This is a genomic window from Flavobacterium sp. AK-301 (assembly GCF_058310215.1).
This window is the reverse complement of record NZ_JBZEES010000044.1, coordinates 1-703: the sequence shown is the minus strand read 5'-3', so window position 1 is coordinate 703 and position 703 is coordinate 1. Positions and strand designations below refer to the sequence as shown.

The following is a 703-nucleotide window of genomic DNA, read 5'->3' as shown; positions in this document are numbered from 1 at the left end:
AAGGCGCCATCAAGGGCTCAACGTCAAAAGAGAAAGGCCAACCCCATCGTGAGGTTGGCCTTGTCGTTTGGGCTTGTGCCCAGAGGGTGTGGCCTTTGTCCTTTGACTTTCCTGCCCTAGATGGCGCCTTCAATTTTCGTAAGCGGGCGGGAAAAAGGCGGGGAACTGTCTGAGCGCAGCGAGTTTTCCCCGTCTCCGCCCGATTACACAAATTCAAGGAGGGGGTCGCCATCTCGGGCGCGCCTTTCTTTGCTTACCTTTCTTTGGCAAGACAAACAAAGTAAGTCGGCCCCGGCAGGGGGCGAAACAGGGGATGCACAGTGAGCACATTGCGCACTCCCCAACCCAGCGTAAACTTCGGATACCCAACCCCGAAGGAGCCTCCCATGACCCGCGCACTCACACTCGGCATGCTGCTCTGTGCGCTTGCGCTAACAGCCTGCGAACGCCGCCCCTCGCCATCGAGCCCACCGACGCCGCAGACTTCCAAAGCCGAAAAGGCGGCCGCCGCACTGGCCAAGGCCGCCGCAGAGTTCAAATGCCCCGGGCCATCCGCGCGCTTCATGTTGGACGACGGCACCAACCGTGGTCCCAAGCAACCGATCCGCACCAATTGCACTACCGCCTACGCCACCTGCGACGCACAGTCGCAAGCCGTCTTCGATCATTGTCCGAGCGGCCAGGTATTCGACAAACGTTTCAG

The 703-nt window shown here is 60.3% G+C and carries 1 protein-coding gene; it reads left to right on the top strand.

What is annotated here, in order from left to right:
• Nucleotides 1-386 precede the first annotated feature (386 nt).
• On the top strand, nucleotides 387-703 hold a 317-nt coding region (locus tag AC4FQX_RS15165), incomplete at its 3' end, for a hypothetical protein (RefSeq protein ID WP_491168561.1).